The organism is Burkholderia sp. Se-20378 (assembly GCF_017104665.1).
GTDB lineage: Bacteria > Pseudomonadota > Gammaproteobacteria > Burkholderiales > Burkholderiaceae > Burkholderia > Burkholderia lata.
Map to the genome: position 1 here is coordinate 1 of NZ_JAAGPG010000743.1, position 3,047 is coordinate 3,047.

Genomic DNA, 3,047 nt, shown 5'->3' on the forward strand with positions numbered 1-3,047 from the left:
CCCGGCCGACGGGCGTCAGCCCGCCTTGCCCTGCTTCGCGACGGCGGCTTGCGCCTGCGCGATCGCGTCCTGGTCGCCGAGGTAATAGTGCTTGATCGGCTTCAGGTTCTCGTCGAGTTCATACACGAGCGGCACGCCGTTCGGGATGTTCAGGCCGACGATGTCGCTGTCCGAGATGCCGTCGAGGTACTTGATCAGTGCGCGCAGCGAGTTGCCGTGCGCGGCGATCAGCACCTGCTTGCCGGCGCGGACCGCCGGGGCGATCGACTCGTTCCACAGCGGCAGTACGCGCGCGACCGTGTCCTTCAGGCACTCGGTGAGCGGCAGCTGCTCGCGCGGCACCTTCGCATAGCGCGGGTCGTTGAACGGCGCGCGTTCGTCGGTCGGCTCGAGCGCGGGCGGCGGCGTGTCGTAGCTGCGGCGCCACACGAGCACCTGGTCGTCGCCGAACTTCGCGGCCGTTTCGGCCTTGTTCAGGCCCGACAGCGCGCCGTAGTGGCGCTCGTTCAGGCGCCACGAATGGACGACCGGCAGGTACATGAGGTCCATCTTGTCCTGCACGTGCCACAGCGTGCGGATCGCGCGCTTGAGCACCGACGTGTACGCGATGTCGAACGTGTAGCCGGCCTCCTTGAGCAATTCGCCGGCCTGATAGGCCTCGTTGCGACCCTGTTCGGTCAGGTCGACGTCGACCCAGCCGGTGAAGCGGTTTTCCTTGTTCCACGTCGATTCGCCGTGGCGGATGAGAACGAGTTTGTACATGGATCTTGCGGTCGGTAGTGAAGGAAGCTGTGGCGCGTCGCGCAGGACCCGACCCGGGCCCGCCATCGCGCAAGACGGTTATTTTATAATGGCGGGATTGTCCTCATCCGATTTCTCTTTTTCCGGCGGAATTCCGTGACGTTCTTTACCGATTACACCAACCTGGCCCTTATCGCGATCCTGGTGGTATCCGGCGGCCTGCTGGCCTGGCCCGCGCTGCGCCGCGGCCGTGGCGGCCTGTCCGCCGCAGAGGCGACGCAACTCATCAATCGCCGCAACGCGGTCGTGATCGACGTGCGCGCCGCGTCCGATTTCGCTGCCGGCCACCTGCCGTCGGCACGTCAGGTGGCGGCGGGCGAGATCGGCACGAAGATCGCGCAAGTCGCGAAGAACAAGAGCACTCCGGTGCTGCTCGTCTGCCAGAACGGCCAGCAGTCGCAGAAGGCGGCGCGCGAGGTCGAGGCGGCGGGCTACGCCGAGGTGCACGTGCTCGAGGGCGGTGTGGCCGCCTGGCAGCAGGCCGGGATGCCGGTCGTCAAACAAGGAGTGGCGAAGTGAACAAGGTTTTGATGTACAGCACGCAGGTGTGTCCGTATTGCATCCAGGCCGAGCGCCTGCTGAAGCTGCGCGGTGTCGAGCAGATCGAGAAGGTGCTGATCGACCGCGATCCGGCCCGCCGCGACGAAATGATGACGCGCACGGGGCGCCGCACGGTGCCGCAGATCTATATCGGCGACACGCACGTCGGCGGTTACGACGATCTGTCGAAGCTCGACCGCGAAGGCGGGCTCGTACCGCTTCTGCAAGCGGCCTGATTAGGGCAGAATGGCCGCCGGCCGCGCCGCGGCTTGGGCGCGCAGGATTCATCCGTGGCGGCCGGCGAGAAGCCGGGCCGCCCCGTCACCACTTTTAGGGATACACCATGTCCGACGTCGAAAACCAACCGTTCTTCAACATCCAGCGCGTCTACCTGAAGGATATGTCGCTCGAGCAGCCGAATTCGCCGGCGATCTTCCTCGAGCAGGACATGCCGTCGGTTGAAGTCGAAGTCGACGTCAAGGCCGACCGCCTCGCGGAAAGCGTGTTCGAAGTCGTCGTGTCGGGCACCGTCACCGCGAAGGTGAAGGACAAGGTCGCGTTCCTGATCGAAGCGAAGCAGGCCGGCATTTTCGACATCCGCAACATTCCGGACGAACAGCTCGACCCGCTCGTCGGCATCGCTTGCCCGACGATCCTGTTCCCGTACCTGCGTTCGAACATCGCCGACGCGATCACGCGCGCGGGCTTCCCGCCGATCCACCTGGCGGAAATCAACTTCCAGGCACTGTACGAACAGCGCCTCGCGCAGCTTCAGCAGCAGGCCGGTGCCGCAGCAGGCGCACCGAACGGCACGACGCTGAACTGACGTTTTACTCGGAGGACCGGTGCTGGGTATGAAAGTAGCCGTTCTCGGCGCCGGTGCCTGGGGCACCGCGCTCGCGGGCCATCTGGCCGCGCGGCACGATACGCTTCTGTGGGCGCGCGACGCCGCGCTCATCGCCGGGCTGCAGGCCCGGCACGAAAATTCCCGCTATCTGGACGGCATCGCGCTGCCTGACGCATTGCGCTACGACGCCGATCTCGGCGCCGCGCTCGCGCATGGCGCCGCGGACGACGCACTGTGCGTGATCGCCGCGCCCGTGGCCGGGCTGCGCACGCTGTGTCACGCGATGCGCGACGCAGGCTGCGTGCCCGCGCATGTCGTCTGGGTCTGCAAGGGCTTCGAGGCCGACACGCATCTGCTGCCGCATCAGGTGATCGCGGCCGAGTTGCCCGAACAGCACAGCAACGGCGTGCTGTCGGGGCCGAGCTTCGCCCGCGAAGTCGGGCAGTCGCTGCCCGTCGCGCTGACGGTGGCGAGCACGTCCGCCGAATGCCGCGAGCGCACGCTCGCCGCGTTCCATCACGGCGCGATGCGGATCTATACGGGCGACGACGTGGTCGGCGTCGAGGTCGGCGGCGCGGTGAAGAACGTGCTCGCGATCGCGACCGGCATCGCCGACGGCCTCGGTCTCGGGCTGAACGCGCGCGCCGCGCTGATTACGCGCGGCCTCGCTGAAATGTCGCGCCTCGGCGTCGCGCTCGGCGGCCGTGCGGAAACCTTCACGGGCCTCACGGGCCTGGGCGACCTGATCCTCACCGCCACGGGCGACCTGTCGCGCAATCGCACGGTCGGCCTGCAACTGGCGGCCGGCCGCACGCTGAACGACATCCTCGGCGCGCTCGGCCACGTGGCCGAAGGCGTG

General features: G+C 67.3%; 5 protein-coding genes. 4 read left to right on the plus strand and 1 reads right to left on the minus strand.

All coding sequences use genetic code 11. From position 1 onward, the window contains the following. Nucleotides 1-15: 15 nt before the first annotated feature. Nucleotides 16-762, minus strand: coding sequence for a 2,3-diphosphoglycerate-dependent phosphoglycerate mutase (gpmA, locus tag G3N93_RS36915; RefSeq protein WP_027789056.1), 747 nt, complete (start codon nt 760-762; stop codon nt 16-18). A 135-nt stretch (nt 763-897) separates the two neighbouring features. Here gpmA and G3N93_RS36920 point away from each other — a divergent pair, with 135 nt between their 5' ends. The 4 genes from G3N93_RS36920 to G3N93_RS36935 all read left to right on the plus strand — a co-directional run. After that, nucleotides 898-1,320 (plus strand): rhodanese-like domain-containing protein, encoded by a 423-nt coding sequence (locus tag G3N93_RS36920; RefSeq protein ID WP_011353287.1) that lies wholly within the window; start codon nt 898-900, stop codon nt 1,318-1,320. Then, entirely contained in the window at nt 1,317-1,577 is a 261-nt protein-coding gene (gene grxC / locus G3N93_RS36925; RefSeq protein ID WP_039346228.1) for a glutaredoxin 3, read from the plus strand. The genes G3N93_RS36920 and grxC overlap by 4 nt, the downstream gene beginning before the upstream one ends. A 107-nt stretch (nt 1,578-1,684) precedes the next feature. Then, nucleotides 1,685-2,167, plus strand: a complete 483-nt coding sequence (gene secB / locus G3N93_RS36930) for a protein-export chaperone SecB (protein WP_011353285.1) — start codon at nt 1,685-1,687, stop codon at nt 2,165-2,167. A 28-nt stretch (nt 2,168-2,195) separates the two neighbouring features. Next, nucleotides 2,196-3,047: NAD(P)H-dependent glycerol-3-phosphate dehydrogenase (locus G3N93_RS36935; protein ID WP_206135235.1), on the plus strand; the 852-nt coding region annotated here is incomplete at its 3' end.

Coding starts and splice junctions, on each gene's coding strand:
- secB (WP_011353285.1), top strand. CDS start 1,685: ATGTCCGACGTCGAAAACCAACCGTTCTTCAACATCCAGCGCGTCTAC.
- gpmA (WP_027789056.1), bottom strand. CDS start 762: ATGTACAAACTCGTTCTCATCCGCCACGGCGAATCGACGTGGAACAAG.